We start from the raw sequence: 19,596 nt of genomic DNA on the forward strand, positions 1-19,596 counted from the left end.
TGTCAGCCCGCGGCGGGCGGCTGTGCGGTCGCACGCGGGGGCGTGCGGAGGTGCTCGCCGACGCGCCGGACGAGTCGCGCCATCTCGTAGGCCACCAGTCCGATGTCCGCGGTGGCGGCGGTCAGCAGGGCCAGACAGGAGCCGTCGCCCGCGGCGGCCACGAAGAGGAAGCCGTCGTCCATCTCCACCATCGTCTGGCGCACCCCTCCGGCGCCGAAGTGCCGGCCGGTCCCCTTGGCGAGGCTGTGGAACCCCGAGGAGACCGCGGCGAGGTGTTCGGCGTCCTCGCGGCCCAGGCCGCTGGAGGCACCGACGGCGAGTCCGTCGCCGGAGAGCACCACGGCGTGCCGGACCTCGCGTACACGCAGTACCAGGTCGTCCAGGAGCCAGTCCAGTTCACCCGGCCGCTGCCGGGCCGTCGTGCCGGGGTCCTGCGTCATGTGGGATCTCCTTCTCTGCGGCCACCGGCCGGACGGTCGGCGGGGGCCGTGGCGCGGCCGGGCTGTCCGCCGCCGCCCCGGACCCAGCCGGCGCGGTAGGCGGCCATGCGGGCCCGTACGAGTTCGGGTGTGCGGTGGTCGTCGGCGTCCGGACCGGAGGCCGGGGCGGCCTCGTCGCGGGGTGCCGCGCGAAGCTGGGGTGCCAGGGAGGCCTGGCGGACCCGGCGCGGCAGGCCGGCCGCGGGTTCGGGCTCGTCCGGTATGCGGTGCGGGTGCAGGGCCGTCACTCCTGGTGGTGTGGTGTCGGGCGGCGCGGCCTCGGGCCGGGGCCTCTCGGACGGGGCGGTCCCGACCGGTACCGGGGTCCCCGGGGCGAGGGGAGCGGGCAGGTCCCTGGTCCCCGGCGCCGCCCGTTCGGGCGGGCACGCCGCGGGTACGCGTGCGTACCCGGCTCCGGCGGGGCGCGCGAGGCCGGTCACCTCACCGGCGGAACGTTCCGCCGCACCGTTCTGCAGCAGTGCGACGGGCAGCAGGACGACCGCCGTGGTGCCTCCGTAGGGTGAGGGCCTCAGATGGACCTTGACGCCCTGTCGCGCCGCGAGCCGGCTCACCACGAACAGGCCCAGCCGGTCGCTGTCGAACAGGTCGAGATCCTCGGGCCTCGCGATCCGCCGGTTGGCCTCGGCGAGGGTCTCCCGGCCCATGCCCAGGCCCCGGTCCTCGACCTCGACGGCGTAGCCGTTGCCGACGGGCTCACCGGTGATCCGTACGCGCGTGTGGGGCGGCGAGAACTGCGCGGCGTTCTCGACGATCTCGGCGAGCAGATGGGTGAGATCGGCGACGGCGGCCCCGGCCAGGAGGACCTCCGGCAGCCGGCGCACCTCCACACGCGCGTAGTCCTCGATCTCGGAGACCGCCGCGCGGATCACGTCGGTGAGCGGGACCGGTGCACGCCAGGCCCGCCCGGGTGCCGAGCCGGAGAGGATGATGAGGTTCTCGGCATGGCGGCGCGTGCGGGTGGTGAGGTGGTCCAGCCGGAACAGGTCGCTCAGCTCGTTCGGGTCCTCGGCCCTGCGCTCCATGGCGTCGAGCAGGCTCAGCTGGCGGTGGACGAGGACCTGGCTGCGGCGGGCGAGGTTCACGAACACCCCGGCGACACCCCCGGCGAGCTCGGCGCGCTCCACGGCCGCGTGCAGGGCCGCCCGGTGGACGGTGCCCAGGGCTTCGGCGACCTGGCCGGTCTCGTCCTCGGCGCGCGGCCCGGCCGGAGCCTCGGCTCGGATGTCGATCTCCTCGCCCGCGCGCAGCCGGCGCATGGCGTCGGGGAGTCTGCGGCGGGCGACCTCCAGGGCGCCGTCGCGCAGGCCGACCAGGTCGAGGACGAGGCCTCGTCCGATGCGGACCGAGATGACCAGGGAGGCTGCGACGGCGGCGAGGCCGAGGAGGACGGCAGCCCCGGCCGGGGTGAGCAGTCCGCGGGCGAAGGGGCCCGCGCGGCCGGCGACGTCGCGGGCCGGCGCCCGCTCGATGGCCCGCACACCGCTCAGCACGCGCGCGTGGGCGCTGGTCCACGCCTCCTGTGGGGCCGCCGCGAGGGCTGCGCTGCCCGGCGCTGCACGCAGGGCGCCGTCCTCCAGAGCGACCAGCGCGGTGTAGGCGTCATCGTCGGCAAGCTCCCGCCACGCGGTGCGCGCGGGGCCGCGCAGGTCGGGCGCTGCGGACTCGACGAGGGTGCGGCGCGTGTGCACGGCGCCGGTGAACAGGCGCAGCCGCTCGCCGGAGAGTTCCCCGGCCGGGCGCGCGCCGTCCATCAGTACGGCCTCGCGGGCCAGTGCCTCGCCCGCGAGGGAGAACTCGAGCCGCACGCGAGCGTCGGAGCCGGGTCCGGAGTCCTGGATTCCGCTGAGGGCTCCGCCCACGGTGAAGGCGGTCGCGATACTGCGGGTGTAGTGCTCGTAGGCGCCGCGCCAGTCGACCTCTCCGTCGGCGAGCCCGGCGCGGAGCGCGCCCAGCCGCTCCGTTCCGCTGACGAACTCCTCCAGGCGCCGTCCCACGGCGTCGGGCAGGTCCTGGCCGTCCGCGACCGTGTGGCCGGAACCGAGACGCAGTGCCCGCACCGTGCGCTCGGTGGTCCGGGCGAGCCGGTCGAGTTCGGTGGCGCGGGTCGCGGACGGGGCGGACGCCTGGCGCACCGCCGCGGCGCGTTCGGCCTGGAGAGCGGCGACGGCCGTGGTGAGGGGGGTGCGGATCTCCGCGTCCACCCGTTGCAACTGCCGCAGCCGGGACACGTCCTGGGCGGTGGTCACGGTGGCGTGGCCCCACAGCGCCAGCAGAGACACCACCGGCACCATCAGCAGGCTGATGACCCTGGCGCGCACGGTGCGGGGGCGTATGCGCAGTCGACGCGCGGGTGGGGGCGTGCCCTCCGGAGTGTCCCCCGCGGGCTCGTCGGGTCCTTCGTCGGCGGCGGGTCCGGCGTGGGCCCGGCGGCCGCGCGGGGGTGTGGGAGGCGGCGGCCCGGTGCCTTCCGCGAGGGTGCGGCGGGGAGGGGACGGCGGGGAGGGTGGGGCAGTTGGGGACATGGCCTCCTCGTTCGGACGGCGGGTCAGGGGCGTGTCGTGGGGGCGCGCGTCCGGCGCGCTCACCGGGCGAGCTCCGCCGGCCGCGGGGCGGCCACCGCCCCGTACCGTCCCGCGGCCGGTGACAGGGCGACGAAGGCCGAGGTCAGGAACAGGTACGACCCGAGGCCGACGGCGAGGGGGAAGATGAACTGCATCGCCGTCGCCCCGGGCAGTTCCTCACCGGAGGGCGTGACGTGCACACTCACCGCGAACATGGCCGTGTAGTGCATGCTGCTGACCGCCGCGCCCATCACGAGGGAGGCGACCGCGACCGCGGCCGGCGATCTGATGTTCAGGGCCGCCCACAGGGCGGCGGTGGCCGCGACCACGGCGATCAGGACCGACAGCGCGACCCGCACGGGGTCGTAGGTCGTCTCACCGTGCAGGCGTACCGCCGCCATGCCCAGGTAGTGCATGCTGGCCACGCCCAGACCGGTGGTGAACCCTCCGATCACGAGCGCCCGGCCCCGGTCGCGGACGTGGCCGACGACGAAGACACCGGCGGAGACGACGGCCATGGCGACGAGCAGACTGAGGACGGTCAGCGGCACGTCGTAGCGGATCTCGGTGCCGTGGACGGCGAAGCCGAGCATGGCCACGAAGTGCATCGTCCAGATGCCGGTAGCGATGGCCGAGGCTGCCGTCAAGAGCCAGTTGCGGCGCGAGCGCCCGGTGGCGCCGAGGGCGCGTACGGTGCAGCGCAGTCCGAGTGCGGCGCCGGTGCAGGCCATCACGTACGACAGCACCGGGGTCAGCCAGCCGAACGCGGCGTGGTCCATGTGTCCCATGGCCCAGGGACGCTAGCCGGGGCACGGAGTCACACAGGGGGCGCATTTCGAAAGCTGCCGCAATGTGACACGGAGAGGTCGTGGAACGATCGCGTCTCGTACGGACCTGCGCGCGAGTTGTTGCCCCTCCCGTAGGGGATCATGCGAGGCATGAGCGAAGACCGTACGCGCGTCCAGGCGTTCTTCACGGCGCGCGCAGCTGACTGGGACGCCCGCTTTCCCGACGACGGCCCGGCCTACGCGGCCGCCGTCACCGAGCTGGGGCTGCGGGCCGGGGACCAGGTGCTCGACGCCGGCTGCGGCACCGGCCGGGCGCTGGCCCCACTGCGCGCGGCCGTGGGCCCCTCGGGCGTTGTGGTGGGCGTGGACCTCACCGGGGCCATGCTGCGGTCGGCCGCCCTGGCCGGACGGCGCCGTGCGGCGTCCCTCGTCCAGGCGGACGTCGCCGCGCTGCCGCTTCGTTCGGCTTCCTTCGACGCCGTGTTCGGCGCGGGCCTGATCTCCCACCTCACGGAACCGGAGGTCGGTCTGAGGGAGTTGGGGCGTGTGGTGCGCTCCGGCGGCACCCTGGCCCTGTTTCACCCGCTCGGGCGAGCCGCCCTGGCCGCACGTCAGGGGCGGCGGATCACCTCGGACGACCTGCGGGCCGAGTCCGTTCTCGGCCCGCTGCTGGCACGTTCGGGCTGGCACCTGACGTCGTACGTCGATGAGGACGCCCGCTTCCTCGCACTGGCGGTGCGCGAGGGCTGAGCCCGGGCGGGCGGGGTGTGGAACAACCCGGCCGCTGAGGCAGCCTCCGCTGGGACGGTGCGGCCTGCGACGCCGCGTGCGCGGCACCCGGTGCGGCGCGCAGGCGTCGCGATCGGGTGCCGGGCCGCCCGACGTCGCGCCCGGACGCGGGATGCCGGGCCCGGACGCGGGATGACGCGGGATGACGCGGGATGACGCGGGATGACGGGCCCGGAACCCGGATGCCGGGTCCCGGAGGCCGGTGCGGGGCGAACGGGCGGGCATCGCTGCGGCCCCACGCCGGGCACGCGCCGCCGGGCACGTGCGGCCGGGCGGCTTGTCCGGCTCAGTCGGAAGCGGAGGTGTCCAGATGCCGCACAGGGCAGCCGCGCACACCGGGAACCGGCCGCGTCCCCAGTTCGTTCACTTCATAGCCGTCGGGATAGCCCTTGATCTCCCAGTTCTGTCGCGCGTGGTGGGGCGCGCGACGCGGGGGCATCAGCCGGACGGCCCGCCCGCGCAGCCGTACCGCCCGGCGCACGAGCGTGCGCGCGGCGGGAGAGGGAGGCGCGTAGCGGAAGGCCCGCAGCAGCGGGTCGTCGAGCAGCGCGAGCGTGGCCGTCCGCAGCAAGGGGGTGAGGACACGCGGATACCAGGAGGTCATCAGGCCGAGCGTGGCGTCGGAGACCCGGCGCCCCTTCTCGTCCCATGCGAAGTGGGCGGCCTCGTAGGTGTCGAGGAGGTCCGCGAACTCCTCGTAGGTCTCCGGCATGTCCTTGATGCCCATGTGCCGTCCCAGAGTGCGGAAGTGGACGGTTGCGGCCACCGTCTCGTGCCGTGACAGCCGGCGCCAGCCGTAGGCGTCGATCCATCGCCTGGGCATCACGATGAACGTGCTGAGGACGTACCGCATGTCGTCGTTGCTGATGTCGTAGCTGCGGTGCATCTGGTTGATGCGGCGGATGGCGGTACGGCCCTGCGTGCTGCCGAAACCGTGCTCCACGACGGCGTCGAGGAGCAGCGAGGTGTCGTCGTAGCGCTTCTGGGTGCGGTCGGTCAGCTCCGCGGTGTCGGCCAGCAGCCGTCCGATGGAGGGAACGGCGTACGTGCGGTACAGCGCGAGTTCCAGGGCCCGCGTGTAGTCCCACGGGAACTCGCAGGCCGAACTGAGCAGGTAGATCTCGGTCGCCTGCCCGTACGGGTCCATCTGCCGGATCTGTCCGAGCCTCTCGTAGCGCTTCACCGCGCCGTCCCCCTTCAGCCGTCGAAGCTCCGACTCTACGTCGAGCGGCAGCGGGTGGACGATCACCGGGGTCTGCCGGAGGAGGTGAAGGAGTAAGGGTGGCCGTAGGGGTGGCGGTGGCCGTGGCGGTAGAGGGGATGCCAGACCTCCGGACGGTGTGCGGCGCCCGGGGCGGTGGGTTGCGAGGGTGCCGGGCGGGTGGCTGTCCGGGGTGGTCGGCCTGGTCGCCGTATCGGAGGCCAGCAGGGCCGGCGGGTCCGGCGGTGGCTCGCGGGAACGTCCCGGGCTGTGGGCGTTTCGTCCCGGCGCGCCGGGAAACCGCAGCTCCGGGTGCACTCGGTGGTCGTGACAAGGGAGTGCGGCTCGCACTAGGGTGCGCGCGATCGGACGAACCATGGGGAGGCTGTCATGGCCGGGACGGACGAAGAGGCCGTCGCCGCCGAGGATGAGCTGTTCGTGCTCACGGCGGTGCTGCTGACGCCCGCGCAGTTCCCGAGCGTGCTGGGCGACGACTATCCGGAGGCCTGTGCGGCGCTGGGGCTGGCGCCGCTGGCCGACGGGTACGGCCTCGTACTCGGCCAGGACGGCGAGGGGGCCCGGTGGACCATCGCCACCGACGACGTCTCTCTGGCGGCGGTGGCCATCGCCTCCTGGGACTGCGGCATGGAGTACGACCTGTCGCCGGCGGAGCACACGGTCGTGGCCGCGCTGCCCGGCTGGCCGCTCGCGGTCGCCGTGGCGGCACCCGGAGTTCCGGCGCCTCATGATCCCGACCCGGAGCTGGTGGACATCACCGCGCTGGCCCCGCCGGACGCCGGCGTCTGGGGTCCGGCGCAGCGCCGCATGGGAGCGGACGAGGTCGCTCTGCAGTGGTCGGTGTGGCGGGAGCAGATCGACGACGACGCATTCGCCGCGGCGGGTACGGCGTCCGGTCGGGCGGACACGGAGGCCGGTGGCGGCACGGGGCGGAAGCCCGGCGGTCACAGCGGTGTGCGGAGAGTGCTCGCCGAAGCACGGGCGTACGTGGACTCGCCCCCACCACTCGGCCGTGTCCGGTCCTCCTTCGCGCCCGGCGACGCGCGGACGCTGCGCGCGGACGGTCCCGGCTGGTCGCTGGTGGCCAGGACCGACGACATCGCGTTCGTGCTGCTCGACGAGGCGCCGGGAGAGGTACTTCCGGTGGGCAGGGGCCCGGAGTTGCCGGGGCTGCTGGAGGCACTGGACAGACTGGCGGTACGCCCCAACTGACGCGGGACCCGTTTGTGGGATTCGGGCCACGATTCCCCGGTGTCCGGGGCGTCTTCCGGCTCCGGTCCTCCGCAAGGGCTGTCTGCGTGGTGTGTGCGGCTCGGGGTTGATGCCGTGTGTTGCGGCTCTACGTAGGGGTGCGCTGAGGTGTGGTGCGAGCCTGTGGCTGGGGGTGGGGCGCGGCTGCACGATGGGGCTGCCCGCGGCTGATTCGCCGTGTGGACCAGCCGTAGCCGCTCCGGAGGTCTGCCATGCGTCTGTCCCGAGGTGTCCCGCTGGTCGCCGCGCTGCTTGCGGTGACCGTCACCGGGCCCGCTCCCGCCGCCGGGGCGGTGACTGATCAGGGCTGTGCGCGCCGGGAGCGGGTGCACGTGCCGGGGGCGGAGTTCCAGCGGGCCGCATGCCTGGCCGACCTGACGACGACCGGCCTCGCCGGTACGCCGTACACCGACATGGCCGACCAGGCGGGGCTGACGGCGAAGAACACACACGGGCCGTCGGGGATTCCGGGGGTCCAGGTGGACGGCTATTTCCCGGACACGTCCGGCTTCAACACCACGCACGGGTGGCGGCATGACGCGCAGTTCGTGATCCGGCTGCCGGAGCGCTGGAACGGCGGTCTCGTCGTCACGGGGGCTCCGGGCACTCGCAGGCAGTACGCGACGGACCGGGCCATCTCGGATCGGGTGCTGGCTCTCGGGTACGCCTATGCCGCGACCGACAAGGGCAACAGCGGGACGGATTTCTACCGCGACGGGGTGCGCCCGGGGGACGCGGTCGCCGAGTGGAACGAGCGCACCACCCAGTTGACGCGCGCGGCCCGGCGTGTGGTGGCGCAGCGCTACGGGCGTGCCCCACGCCGCACGTACATGACCGGCGTCTCCAACGGCGGCTACCTCACTCGCTGGCAGTTGGAGAACCATCCGGAGTTGTACGACGGCGGCGTCGACTGGGAGGGAACCCTGTGGACGGCGCGCGGGCCGAGTCTGTTCACCGTCCTGCCGGCCGCGGTGGCGTGGTCGGCGGGATCCGCCCGGGACGAGGATCTCTACGCGGCGGGGTTCGCACGCGGCTCGGAGTTCCTGTGGCCCTATCACGAGAAGGCCTACTGGGGTGTGACGCAGAAGATCTACCGTGCCGAGTTCGACCCGGCGTACGACCGGGAGTGTCCCGGGCCGTCCGCGGGGGACACGCTGGAGGAGATCCTGGCGCCCTGCGCCTCGGACGCCTTCTACGACTACGCCGCGCGGCCCGCTTCGGTACGGCGCGCGGTGGCCCGGGTCGCCCTCAGCGGGCGCATCGGGCGGCCGATGATCACGCTGCACGGCGATATGGACGCGCTGCTGCCGAAGGCGGCGGACTCCGACGTGTACGCCCGTATGGTCGACCGGCGCGGACGGGGCTCTCTGCACCGCTACTACACGGTCCAGGACGGCACGCACGTCGACGGTCTGTACGACACCTATCCCGGCCGGCTGCGGCCGATCCTGCCCTGCTATCGCGCAGCGTTCGACGCGCTGGTGGCGTGGGTGGAGCGGGGAACGCCTCCGCCTGCCGATCACATCGTGACGAGGCCGGCAAGCGGTGACGTGGTCGACTCGTGCGCCCTGGACGACGGCGCCGCGCGCGGGCGGTAGCGCGTCAGCGGCCGATCTCTTTGCGGGTCACGCGGCGCAGGCGGCGCCGCTGTGCCGGGTCGAGCGCGAGGTACGCGGCGGCCGGGACACCCAGCACGATCAGCAGCGCGGCCCACCAGGGCAGCCAGATCAGCAGGATGAGCCCGACCGCCACGCCTCCCACGGCGATCTTCGCGTTGTTCGACATGGTGTCGCCTCCTTGGCGGGCACTGCGGTTGTCTGCTGTGAGAACGGTCCCAGCTTCTGCCGGAGTTCCGGAGGCTGACCCTGAGACGTCCCTGAGAAAAGGCCCCTACTCCACCCTGATACCCGCCCGGGCGCCCTCGATCGTGCCGACCCGGTAAGGATCTCCTCACACGGAGTGACCGCGCACCCACCCGGCGGGGCGGGGGCGGCCGGGCGTCAGAGGTGGCCTCCCGTAGGAGACTGCCTCCCGTCCCCCGTCGTACCCGGCCTCACGTGCCGGCGGGGCTGCCCCGTTCCGGGCGGGGCTGCCCGGTTCCGGGCGGTGGGCAGCGATCACCGGACCTATGACAGCAGGTCGTCGGCCCATGACGGGATCACCGGCCCCAGCCCGCCGGGAGAGTGACCGGGGACGCCTGTTGCCGGGACCGAGGGCGCCGGCGGCCGCGGCCACCCGGCCGACCCCGCCGGCCGGGCCGGAAGCCCCCCGGGCGAACTGCCGGGCAGACCGGTCGGGATCCCTGTCGGGATCCGCGTCGGCATCCGCGTCGACCCCCAGGTGGGGACCCCCGTCGGAAGCGCGTACGACGGCGCGGCCGAGGGGCGTGCCGAAGCGCTCGTGAGCGGCGCGCCCGGCGCACCGGGCGCCCGGTCCTCGGGGCCGGCGGGATCTTCGCCCGGCGTGCCCGCGATGACGACGGCGGCCACGGCGCCGGTAGCGGCCGCGAAGACCAGCAGACTGACGAGAAGAGGAAGGCGGCGGGGCCCGGGCGGCCCGTGGCCGCCGCCCCGGCTGCCGGTTCCGCCGGGCGGCGGTCCGAAGGCACCACGCGCGCGTGGGGTGGAGTCGTCCGGAGGACGGGGCGGTTCGGGCGGCGTGACCATACCGACAACCATCGCGGCGGGCACGCCGGAAGGCGACCCGCGTGCGGGAGCCGAAACCGAGGTATCACACGGGCGTCACGCCTCCCCCACGCCCCGGCGCCCGCCGCGCCGCCCACCCGGGGAGACCCGAACCACGGCACCCCGCGCGGGGGCCGGCGGTGCTCGGCCGGGCAGGGCGGCGGATGATCCTCAGTGCCGGGCACCCAGCAGGTGATCCATGGCGAGTTGGTCGAGCCGTTCGAAGGCCATCCCGCGGGCACCGGCCGCCTCCACGTCGAACTCCTCGAAGGCCGCGGGGTCGGTGAGAAGTCCCTGGAGGCCGTCCGCGGCGGTGGGCCGGGCCAGTTCGTCGAGACGGGAGGTGCGCAGGGCCTCCCGGACCTCGGGATCGGCCCGGAAGGCCGCCGCACGCTCCTTGAGGATCAGGTAGTTGCGCATACAGCCCGCCGCGGAGGCCCAGACCCCGTCGAGGTCCTCGGTGCGCGGCGGCTTGAAGTCGAAGTGCCGGGGCCCGGTGTAGCCGGCGGTTTCGAGCAGGTCGACGAGCCAGAACGCGGCGCGCAGGTCGCCGGCGCCGAACCGGAGGTCCTGGTCGTACTTGATGCCGGACTGCCCGTTGAGGTCGATGTGGAAGAGCTTGCCCGCCCACAGGGCCTGGGCGATGCCGTGCGGGAAGTTCAGCCCGGCCATCTGTTCGTGACCGACCTCGGGGTTGACGCCGTACAGCTCCGGCCGCTCCAGGCGCTCGATGAACGCCAGGGCGTGGCCCACGGTCGGCAGGAGGATGTCACCGCGCGGCTCGTTCGGCTTCGGTTCGATGGCGAAGCGCAGGTCGTAGCCCTGGGAGGTGACGTACTCGCCCAGAAGGTCGAAGGCCTCCTTCATCCGGTCCAGTGCCGCGCGGACGTCCTTGGCCGCGCCGGACTCGGCGCCCTCACGGCCGCCCCAGGCGACGTAGACCCCGGCACCGAGCTCGGCGGCCAGGTCGATGTTGCGCAGGGTCTTGCGCAGGGCGTAGCGGCGTACGTCGCGGTCGTTCGCGGTGAAGGCGCCGTCCTTGAAGACGGGGTGGGTGAAGAGGTTGGTGGTGGCCATCGGCACGGTCAGGCCGGTCGCGTCGAGCGCCTGGCGGAATCGCTTGACGCAGGCCTCGCGCTCGCCGGTGGAGGCCCCGGCGGGGATGAGGTCGTCGTCGTGGAAGGTCACCCCGTAGGCACCCAGCTCGGCGAGGCGCAGCACCGTGTCGACCGGGTCGAGACCACGCCGCGTGGCGTCGCCGAAGGGGTCCCGCCCCTGCCAGCCGACGGTCCACAGGCCGAAGGTGAATCTGTCCTCGGGGGTGGGCTGATAGCTCATGCCACGGCTCCTCGTTCTCACTCGGCCTATTTCGTCATGGCACTTTACAAACTAGTATGCCGACGCGCCACGGGGAAGAAGGCGGGAGACACGGCAGGCTGCGGCGGACGGACCACACCCGGACCGTCACCGCACCTCGCGAGCGAGGCTCCGCGGGCCCTTCCTGGGCCCTTCCTGGGCCCGGGCTCCCGCAGGCGTCCTGAGACCGGGCCCCGGAGCCGCAGGCCCCCCGCACCCCCGGCCCGGGACGAACGCGGGCCTGCGGGCACCGCCCGGGAAACAATCGAAGAGCGGCAGGCCGGACGCCGCAGAGCCGTACCGAGAGGGAGAGTCCGATGTCAGCAGCCGAGGGTCCGCTCGTCGTCGGCGTGGACACGTCCACGCAGTCCACGAAGGCGCTGGTGGTCGACGCATCGACCGGCCGGATCGTGGCGAGCGGACAGGCACCGCACGCCGTCTCCGCCGGGCCGGCCCGGGAGAGCGACCCCCGCCAGTGGTGGGACGCCCTCGGTGAGGCGCTGCGCCAGTGCGGCGACGCCGCCCACGAGGCGGCCGCCGTCTCCGTCGGCGGCCAGCAGCACGGTCTCGTCACCCTGGACGAGCACGGCGAACCGGTGCGCCCCGCCCTGCTGTGGAACGACGTGCGCTCCGCGCCCCAGGCCCGCCGGCTGGTGGGGGAACTGGGCGGTCCCGCGGCCTGGGCCGAGCGAACCGGAAGCGTGCCCGCGGCCTCGTTCACGGTCACGAAGTGGGCGTGGCTGACCGCGCACGAGCCGGACTCGGTCCGCGCGACCAGGGCCGTGCGGCTGCCGCACGACTACCTCACCGAGCGTCTGACCGGCGGAGCGACCACCGACCGCGCTGACGCGTCCGGCACGGGATGGTGGAACTCGGCGTCGGAGTCGTACGACGCCGAAGTCCTGCGGCACGTGGGGCTGGACCCGCTGCTGCTGCCGCGAGTGGCCCGGCCCGGTGAGGTGGTCGGCACCGTGCGCGACGGCCACGGGCTGCCCTTCTCCAAGGGGACCCTGGTCGCGCCGGGCACCGGCGACAACGCGGCCGCGGCGCTCGGGCTGGGACTGCGCCCGGGGGTGCCCGTCCTGAGCCTCGGCACGTCCGGGACGGTGTACGCCGTGTCCGCGCACCGCCCGGCCGACCCCGGCGGCACGGTGGCGGGCTTCGCCGACGCCCGCGGCGACTGGCTGCCGCTGGCCTGCACCCTGAACTGCACCCTCGCCGTCGACCGGGTCGCCGCGCTGCTCGGCCTGGACCGCGAGGCCGTCGAACCCGGCTCGGACGTCACCTTCCTGCCGTATCTGGACGGCGAGCGGACCCCGGACCTGCCGGACGCTTCCGGACTGCTGCACGGGCTGCGCCACGACACCACCGGGGGCCAGCTCCTCCAAGCCGCCTACGACGGTGCCGTGCACGCCCTGCTGGGCGCTCTCGACCTGGTGCTCGACCAGGACGCCGACCGCTCGACGCCCCTGCTCCTCATCGGCGGCGGTGCCCGCGGAACGGCCTGGCAGGACACCGTGCGCCGGCTGTCGGGGCGGCCCGTCCAGGTGCCCTCGGCCCGCGAGCTGGTCGCGCTGGGTGCGGCCGCCCAGGCTGCCGGCGTCCTCACCGGTGAGGACGCGGCCGCCGTCGCGCGCCGCTGGAACACGGCAGAGGGGCCCGTACTGGAGGCGGTGGAGCGGGACGAAGGAACCCTGGACCGGATCACCGGGGTACTCTCCGATGCGGCCCCGCTGCTCGAACGGGAAGCCGGCACCGCCGGGTGAGGCGCCCGGCCGCCGGGACGCCGAACGCAGGGACGGAGACCGGGACGGAACCCGGGACGGACGCTTCGACCGGGCAGCGGCACGGGCGCCGGACGAGGGGCGCGTACGCCGCCCGTGGAGTCCGTCCCCGGACACCGCCCGTACGGGGACTCGACCAGGCTCGGGGGCAGGCACAGGCACAGACACAAAGACAGGCACAGACACACACAGGGCAGGTGAGTCGACGACGGGAACCGAGGACTGGAGGACTGACGGAGGCATGACCGCACCACAGACAGCACGGCCCGGCGGTCCGGGGCGCGCACTGGCCGACACTCAGCAGGGCATGCGCCGGCGCAACCTCGCGCGGGTGATGCACACGGTGAGCGAGGAGGGGCAGCTGTCGCGGGCGGCGGTCGCCTCGCGCATCGGGCTGACCCGGGCGGCGGTGTCGACGCTCGTGGACGAGCTGATCCGGGCCGGTCTGCTCGAGGAACTCGGCCCGGAGCGCGCCGGGCGGCCGGGGCGGGTGGGGCGGCCCGGTTCCGCCCTCGCGGTCAGCGGGCACGGCCCCGCCGGGATCGGGGCGGAGATCGGCGTGGACCACCTTGCGGCGTGTGCGGTCGACCTGCGCGGGCGGGTGCGCGCCCGGGCGGTGCGGCACGGCACCAACCGCGGCCGCTCCCCCGAGCCCGTCGTCGCGGAACTCAGCGCGCTGGCCCGGGAGGTGATCGCCGAGGCGGACGAAGCGGGTCTGTGGCCCGCGGGCCTCGCCGTCGCCGTTCCCGGGCTGGTGGCCCGTGACGCCCGTACCGTCGTCCGGGCCCCGAACCTGGGCTGGCGGGACGTCGACCTCGGCACGCTGCTGCCGCGGGAGTACCCGCTGACCGTGGACAACGAGGCCCACTTCGGCGGCCTCGCCGAGCTGTGGCTGGGCACGGACACGCCAGGCGACTTCCTGCACGTCTCGGCGGAGATCGGCATCGGCGCGGCGGTGGTCGTGGACGGCCGGCTGTTGCGCGGAACGCGCGGCTTCGCCGGCGAGCTGGGACATGTGCCGGTGCGCCCGGACGGTCCGGAGTGCACCTGCGGCGGGCGGGGCTGCCTGGAGCAGTACGCCGGCGAGGAAGCCGTGCTGCGCGCGGCCGGGCTGGAGCCGCACGAGGACGGCATCGGCCAGTTGGCGGAGAGGGCCACGTCCGGTGATGCCGCCGTGCGCCGTGCGCTGCGCGACGCGGGCGAGGCGCTCGGCATCGCCCTGACCGGGGCCGTCAACCTGCTCGACCCGCGGAGTGTGGTGCTCGGTGGGGCGCTGGCCGCGCTCGCGCCTTGGCTGCTCCCGACGCTGGAGGCGGAGTTGGCGGACCGCACGGCCGGCCCGGCCTGCCCGGTGTCGGTCTCGGAGCTGGGTCGCGAGGGGCCCCTGCTGGGCGCGGCGCACTGGGTGGTGCGGGGGGTTCTCGACGATCCGGCGGGGGTCGCCCGGCGGTAGGGCGTGTACCGAAGGTGGCGTCGTCCGCCCGGAGGGCGGAGGCCCGCGGCGTCCGGTGGCGGGGGTACCTCCCACGCCCTTGATGCCCTGACGGGGGCACCGCAAGGCGGAGGGGCTTCGCGTGACGCGCGTACGCGGCCGGTCCTGACAACGAACGCGGCGAGGTGCCGGGCCGGCGCCGGGGGCCGGAGGCCGGGGGCCGGGGGCCGGGGGCCGGGGGCCGGGGGCCGGGGCCGGGGGCCGGGGCCGGGGGCCGGGGCCGGGGGCCGGGGGCCGGGCGGGACTTTCGAGGCACGCCCCGGCGGTCCGGCCGGCCGTGCGAGGCGGCGTCCGAGGCCGCTCACCCGTCCCGGTGCGGTCCCCCGCCGGGCTGCTGCGCTCACCGGACGGGCGGGAGAGCGGTGCGGAGTCGTGCGGCGTGGGATGCCGTCGTCCGAGGGCGGGTGCGGGGCGGACCGTCGGCAACCGGATGCGGCGGGGTCACCCTTCCGGGTGAGCGAGTTGTCCACATCGGCGCCGTCGTCCACGGAAGCCGGCCGGTTCGACGGGCCGAACGGTTACTCGCCGTACGGTGATTCACACGAGGCGCCCGTGGACCGACTGCCATATGAGGCACCGGTCGGGCACCTCCCACCCCTCACGCACCTCGCACGCCCGCCCACCGCGGTCTGCCGCAGAACGGAGCCGTACCTCCATGGACCTGCCCGACACTCCCACCACCGCCCTCGGCCCGGCCGCTGCTCCCGTGCCGCGGAGGGCCGGTTCCCGGGACGGCACGGCTCAGGCCGCGGCGCCCGCGTACAGGGCGCGGCCGCCATCCGCACCCCGGGCCCCTCCCGGCGCGGCCCCCTCCCCGCCCGGGAGCTCACTGGGACCGGGCGCGGTACCTGCGACTCGTCCAAAGCGGGCCGACGCGGGCCCACCCGGACCGACGCGGGCCCACCTGGGCCGACGGCCTGACCTGACACCCGCACCAGCTCACACCGCCGCCCCCTGGCGGGCCGCCGGCACGGGCTCTCCCGCCCGGCCGCGACCCGACCGGCTCACCCGTGGCACGGAGTGCATCAGCCACACACGTGGCATGGCGCTGCGGACATCGCGTCCCCCACCCGGAAGCCACCTGACTCGCCGCAACCGGACATACCGGCTGGAAGTCGAGTCACCGGCGGAGTGAGCCGCGTCGAAACGGTTGTCGGCGCAGACACCCGGAGTGACGATGTCCGCATCACGTCGCTTTCCGGGAGGCCGAGTTGGCGGATCCCTGGGTTGCCCTGGAGCCGGGGACGGACCCCGTCGAACACGCGCGGGCGCTGCGCCGGGCGTACCAGACGTTCACGGAGGCGGGCCGGGTACCGCGGCCGGTGCGGTCCGTGGTGGCGCAGTCGTGGCGGCGCTCGGCACGGGCCGGGGTCGGGCCGGACGGCACGGCGAGCGTGGAGCTGACAGAGGGTGCGCTGGGCACCTACCGGGCGGAGCATCCGCTGGCGCGGGTGATGCCCCTGTTCCGGGAGCTGATGGGCACGTTCGCGGTGGACGGAGAGCACCTGGTCGCGGTCTGCGACGCACAGGGCCGGCTGCTGTGGGTGGAGGGGCATCCGACGACGCGCCGCAAGGCGGGCCGGATGAACTTCGTACCGGGTGCGCGCTGGGCGGAGAGCGCGATGGGCACGAACGCGCCGGGCACGGCGGTGGCCGTGGACCGGCCGGTGCAGGTGTTCGCGGCGGAGCACTTCGCACGGCGGGTCCAGCCGTGGACCTGTGCGGCGGCGCCGGTGCACGATCCGCGTACCGGGCAGGTGCTGGGCGCGGTGGACATCACCGGCGGGAACGAGCTCGCGCATCCGCACAGCCTCGGCTTCGTGAAGGCGGTCGCGCGGGCGGCCGAGTCCCAGCTCGCGCTGCTGGCCCCGGATCCGCCCGCGGCGGAGGCCGATGTGCTGGAGCTGAGGGTGCTCGGCCGGGACGAGGCCCGGCTGCGCCGCGGGGGCCGTGTCGTCCGGCTGGGCCGGCGGCACAGCGAGATAGCGGTGTTGCTGGCCTGTCATCCGGAGGGGCTGACCGGGGACGAGGTGCTGTGCGCGCTGTACGAGGACGAGTCGGTGACGCCGGTGACCCTGCGGGCCGAACTGGCCCGGCTGCGCGGGGTGCTGGGCCCGGGGCTGCTGGTTTCGCGCCCGTACCGGCTGGCGCTGCCGGTGGAGTCGGACCTGGGGGTGGTGGAACGGCGGCTGGCGGCCGGGGCGGTCACCGCTGCCGCGACGGGGTACACCGGTCCCCTGCTGCCCGGATCCCGGGCTCCGGCGGTGGTGCGGCTGCGGCGCCTGCTCGCCGACGGGATGCGCGCGGCGCTCATCGAACGCGGGGACCCGGACCTGCTGGCGGACTGGGCGTACGCGTCCTGGGGCGAGGAGGACCTGGAGGTGTGGCGGGCGCTGGCCGCTCTGCGTCCGTCGGGGGCGGTGCGGGCCCGGCTCGCCGCGCTGGAGGCCGAACTGGAGGGCCCGGTCCCCACCGCGCCGGGTGCCGCCCGGCACGGGGTCCTCGGCCCGGCCCCCCGCTCCGGCGGCCGCACCCGCGCTCCCGCGCCCGGCGGGCCCCGCGGGCCGGCCGGTCCGCCACGTGGGTCCGCCGCCCCAGCGGAGCCGGGCGCACCTCCCTAGCGGGCGGCACCGGAGGGGAGCCGGAGACGGAGCGGCCGCAGGGGCGGAGTCCGGGGCCGGGCCGGGGCCGCTGTCCGTGCGTTCGGCCCCGGGCGCCCGGCCGCGTGCGCCCCGGCCCGCTCACCTCGTGTGCAACCTCCGTGCAACCTCGGCCTCCCTAGCCTCCCCCCGAGGCCGTCCAACGGCGGGCGGCGGTGCACCGGGAGGCGAGGGAAGATGACGCGTTACGCGGCACCCGGCAGTGACGGCGCGATCGTGTCGTACCAGGCGCGGTACGACCACTTCATCGGCGGGCAGTACGTGCCGCCGGTGCGGGGCCGGTACTTCGAGAACCCGTCTCCGGTGAACGGGCAGCCGTTCACGGAGATCGCGCGGGGCACGGCGGAGGACGTGGAGCTGGCGCTGGACGCGGCGCACGCGGCGGCTCCGGGCTGGGGGCGCACCTCCGCGGCGGAGCGCGCCGAGATCCTGCTGCGGATCGCGGACCGGATGGAGGGACACCTCGAGTCGCTCGCGGTGGCGGAGAGCTGGGAGAACGGCAAGCCGGTGCGGGAGACACTGGCCGCGGACATCCCGCTGGCCATCGACCACTTCCGCTACTTCGCGGGGGCGATCCGCGCGCAGGAGGGGTCGCTGAGCGAGGTCGACGACGACACGGTGGCCTACCACTTCCACGAGCCGCTGGGTGTGGTGGCGCAGATCATCCCGTGGAACTTCCCGTTGCTGATGGCGGCGTGGAAGCTGGCGCCGGCGCTGGCGGCGGGCAATGCGGTCGTCCTCAAGCCGGCCGAGCAGACCCCGGCCTCGATCCACTACTGGCTGGGTCTGGTGGCGGACCTGCTGCCGCCGGGCGTGGTGAACGTCGTCAACGGGTTCGGCGAGGAGGCCGGCAAGCCGCTGGCGTCCAGTGCGCGGGTGGCGAAGGTGGCCTTCACCGGGGAGACCTCGACGGGCCGGCTGATCATGCAGTACGCCTCGGAGAACATCAAGCCGGTCACCCTGGAGCTGGGCGGCAAGTCGCCGAACATCTTCTTCGACGACGTGTGGTCGGTGGACGACGACTTCCGCGACAAGGCGCTGGAGGGCTTCACCATGTTCGCCCTGAACCAGGGCGAGGTGTGCACGTGTCCCTCGCGGGCGCTGGTGCAGGGCGGGAGGTACGGGGAGTTCATGGAGGCCGCGGTGGCCCGCACCGAACTGATCACCCCGGGGCATCCGCTGGACACGGACACGATGATCGGCGCCCAGGCCTCGGGCGAGCAGTTGGAGAAGATCCTCTCCTACCTGGCCATCGGCCGGGAGGAGGGCGCCCGGGTGCTGACGGGAGGTGAGCGGGTCGAGTACGACGGTGAGCTGAAGGGAGGCTTCTACGTCCAGCCGACGATCTTCGAGGGCGACAACCGGATGCGGGTCTTCCAGGAGGAGATCTTCGGACCGGTGGTGTCGGTGGCGTCGTTCAGCGGGTTCGACGAGGCTGTCGGGATCGCCAACGACACGCCGTACGGCCTGGGTGCGGGCGTGTGGACGCGGGACATCAACACGGCGTACCGGGCGGGCCGTGCCATCCAGGCGGGGCGGGTGTGGACCAACTGCTACCACGCCTATCCGGCGCACGCGGCGTTCGGCGGCTACAAGCAGTCCGGCATCGGCCGGGAGACCCACAAGATGATGCTGGAGCACTACCAGCAGACGAAGAACGTGCTGGTGTCGTACTCGCCGAAGAAGCTCGGCTTCTTCTAGGGCGTGTTTCGCCCTAGGGGAAGGGGACGATCCGGTGTGATGCGCCGGACGGGGCAGGGCCCGGCGACCGGCACCCTGGCCGGGTGCCCGACCTGATCCGCCGGCCTGTCCGCCGGTCCGCCTCTCCCGCGGCTGGAAAGCCCGGCACGTTGACCGTGCACGGGTCCCGCGCTCCGCCCGCAGGCCGCCACCCACCGGAGCGTAGGCTCACCAGGAGTCCTGGCCGGGTGGTCGCGCCGGCTGCGGGCACCGGAGTGTCCCGAGCCTGACGGAAGCCGCCCCCGGGAGGACGGGGACAAGTCCGGAGACGGACGGTTCAGGCGGCGACGCCGCGTTCGACCGGTGCCCGTGGCGCGGCAGGGCCCGGTCGGCGCGTCGGCCGGTGGTTCACCGGAGGCCCGTCTCCACGACACGGACGAGTCGGATCCGCCCCGTCCGCGAAGGCGAATGGGATCCGCCCCGTCCGTGAAGGCACCGGGACGGACCCTCGGACGGCCCGGGTGTCACCCCTCCGGGTGCGGCGGGGTCCCGCGTTCCTTCGCGTTCGCCGTCTGGTGCCTCTTGCCGATGATTCCGATGCACAGCCAGGCCACGAAGAGAACACCCGCGGCGACGTAGCCGGCGGGGGAATCCGTGAACAGCAGCCCCAAAAGCACCAGGCACAGGACCACGAACCAGGGCCCGGACGACGTGACGGCGTCGATTCTCAGAATCCAGCGCATTCCAGTGGACGGGGAATCCGACGGGGACTTACCCATGAGCATCCTTGTCTCCCGAATTCGCCGCGGCCGCCGCGAGGCGCCCGCGTGTA

14 protein-coding genes are annotated in these 19,596 nt (G+C 74.4%); 7 read left to right on the plus strand and 7 right to left on the minus strand.

What is annotated here, in order from left to right:
• Positions 1-2: 2 nt before the first annotated feature.
• Genes AC5K6T_RS18740 through AC5K6T_RS18750 form a run of 3 tightly spaced genes read right to left on the minus strand, consistent with a single transcriptional unit; the run spans position 3 to position 3,849 of the window.
• Complete coding sequence (locus AC5K6T_RS18740; protein ID WP_493210460.1) at positions 3-440, minus strand: roadblock/LC7 domain-containing protein; 438 nt, start codon at positions 438-440, stop codon at positions 3-5.
• Positions 437-3,022 (minus strand): sensor histidine kinase, encoded by a 2,586-nt coding sequence (locus AC5K6T_RS18745; protein WP_493210461.1) that lies wholly within the window; start codon positions 3,020-3,022, stop codon positions 437-439. The genes AC5K6T_RS18740 and AC5K6T_RS18745 overlap by 4 nt, the downstream gene beginning before the upstream one ends.
• Positions 3,023-3,081: 59 nt before the next feature.
• Positions 3,082-3,849, minus strand: a complete 768-nt coding sequence (locus AC5K6T_RS18750; RefSeq protein WP_493210463.1) for an MHYT domain-containing protein — start codon at positions 3,847-3,849, stop codon at positions 3,082-3,084.
• 150 nt (positions 3,850-3,999) lie between these two features.
• Here AC5K6T_RS18750 and AC5K6T_RS18755 point away from each other — a divergent pair, with 150 nt between their 5' ends.
• Entirely contained in the window at positions 4,000-4,599 is a 600-nt protein-coding gene (locus tag AC5K6T_RS18755) for a class I SAM-dependent methyltransferase (protein WP_493210465.1), read from the plus strand.
• A gap of 325 nt (positions 4,600-4,924) precedes the next feature.
• On the opposite strand, the gene AC5K6T_RS18760 is transcribed toward AC5K6T_RS18755, so the two are convergent.
• Positions 4,925-5,821, minus strand: coding sequence for an oxygenase MpaB family protein (locus AC5K6T_RS18760; protein ID WP_493210466.1), 897 nt, complete (start codon positions 5,819-5,821; stop codon positions 4,925-4,927).
• 408 nt (positions 5,822-6,229) lie between these two features.
• Here AC5K6T_RS18760 and AC5K6T_RS18765 point away from each other — a divergent pair, with 408 nt between their 5' ends.
• On the plus strand, positions 6,230-7,069 hold the full coding sequence (locus AC5K6T_RS18765) for a hypothetical protein (RefSeq protein ID WP_493210468.1): 840 nt from the start codon (positions 6,230-6,232) through the stop codon (positions 7,067-7,069).
• Positions 7,070-7,320: 251 nt separating this feature from the next.
• Entirely contained in the window at positions 7,321-8,706 is a 1,386-nt protein-coding gene (locus AC5K6T_RS18770; protein ID WP_493210470.1) for a tannase/feruloyl esterase family alpha/beta hydrolase, read from the plus strand.
• Between the two features lie 4 nt (positions 8,707-8,710).
• On the opposite strand, the gene AC5K6T_RS18775 is transcribed toward AC5K6T_RS18770, so the two are convergent.
• Both AC5K6T_RS18775 and xylA read right to left on the minus strand, forming a co-directional pair.
• On the minus strand, positions 8,711-8,893 hold the full coding sequence (locus AC5K6T_RS18775; protein WP_493210472.1) for a tail-anchor membrane protein: 183 nt from the start codon (positions 8,891-8,893) through the stop codon (positions 8,711-8,713).
• 1,070 nt (positions 8,894-9,963) lie between these two features.
• Positions 9,964-11,130 carry a xylose isomerase gene (xylA, locus tag AC5K6T_RS18780; protein WP_493210474.1) on the minus strand — a complete coding sequence of 389 codons (1,167 nt, stop codon included), beginning with the start codon at positions 11,128-11,130 and terminating at the stop codon, positions 9,964-9,966.
• 335 nt (positions 11,131-11,465) lie between these two features.
• Between xylA and xylB the strand changes: the two genes are divergently transcribed.
• The 4 genes from xylB to exaC all read left to right on the plus strand — a co-directional run bounded on the left by xylB (position 11,466) and on the right by exaC (position 18,785).
• A complete protein-coding gene (xylB, locus tag AC5K6T_RS18785; protein WP_493210476.1) occupies positions 11,466-12,914 on the plus strand; it encodes a xylulokinase in 1,449 nt (482 codons plus the stop codon).
• Positions 12,915-13,173: 259 nt separating this feature from the next.
• Positions 13,174-14,385, plus strand: coding sequence for an ROK family protein (locus AC5K6T_RS18790; protein WP_493210477.1), 1,212 nt, complete (start codon positions 13,174-13,176; stop codon positions 14,383-14,385).
• 1,250 nt (positions 14,386-15,635) lie between these two features.
• Entirely contained in the window at positions 15,636-17,045 is a 1,410-nt protein-coding gene (locus tag AC5K6T_RS18795; protein WP_493210479.1) for a GAF domain-containing protein, read from the plus strand.
• 216 nt (positions 17,046-17,261) lie between these two features.
• A complete protein-coding gene (exaC, locus tag AC5K6T_RS18800; RefSeq protein WP_493210481.1) occupies positions 17,262-18,785 on the plus strand; it encodes an acetaldehyde dehydrogenase ExaC in 1,524 nt (507 codons plus the stop codon).
• A 503-nt stretch (positions 18,786-19,288) separates the two neighbouring features.
• Here the strand turns inward: exaC and AC5K6T_RS18805 are convergent.
• Positions 19,289-19,507, minus strand: a complete 219-nt coding sequence (locus AC5K6T_RS18805; RefSeq protein WP_493210483.1) for a hypothetical protein — start codon at positions 19,505-19,507, stop codon at positions 19,289-19,291.
• Positions 19,508-19,596 lie beyond the last annotated feature (89 nt).

This window comes from Streptomyces sp. B8-7, assembly GCF_058833805.1.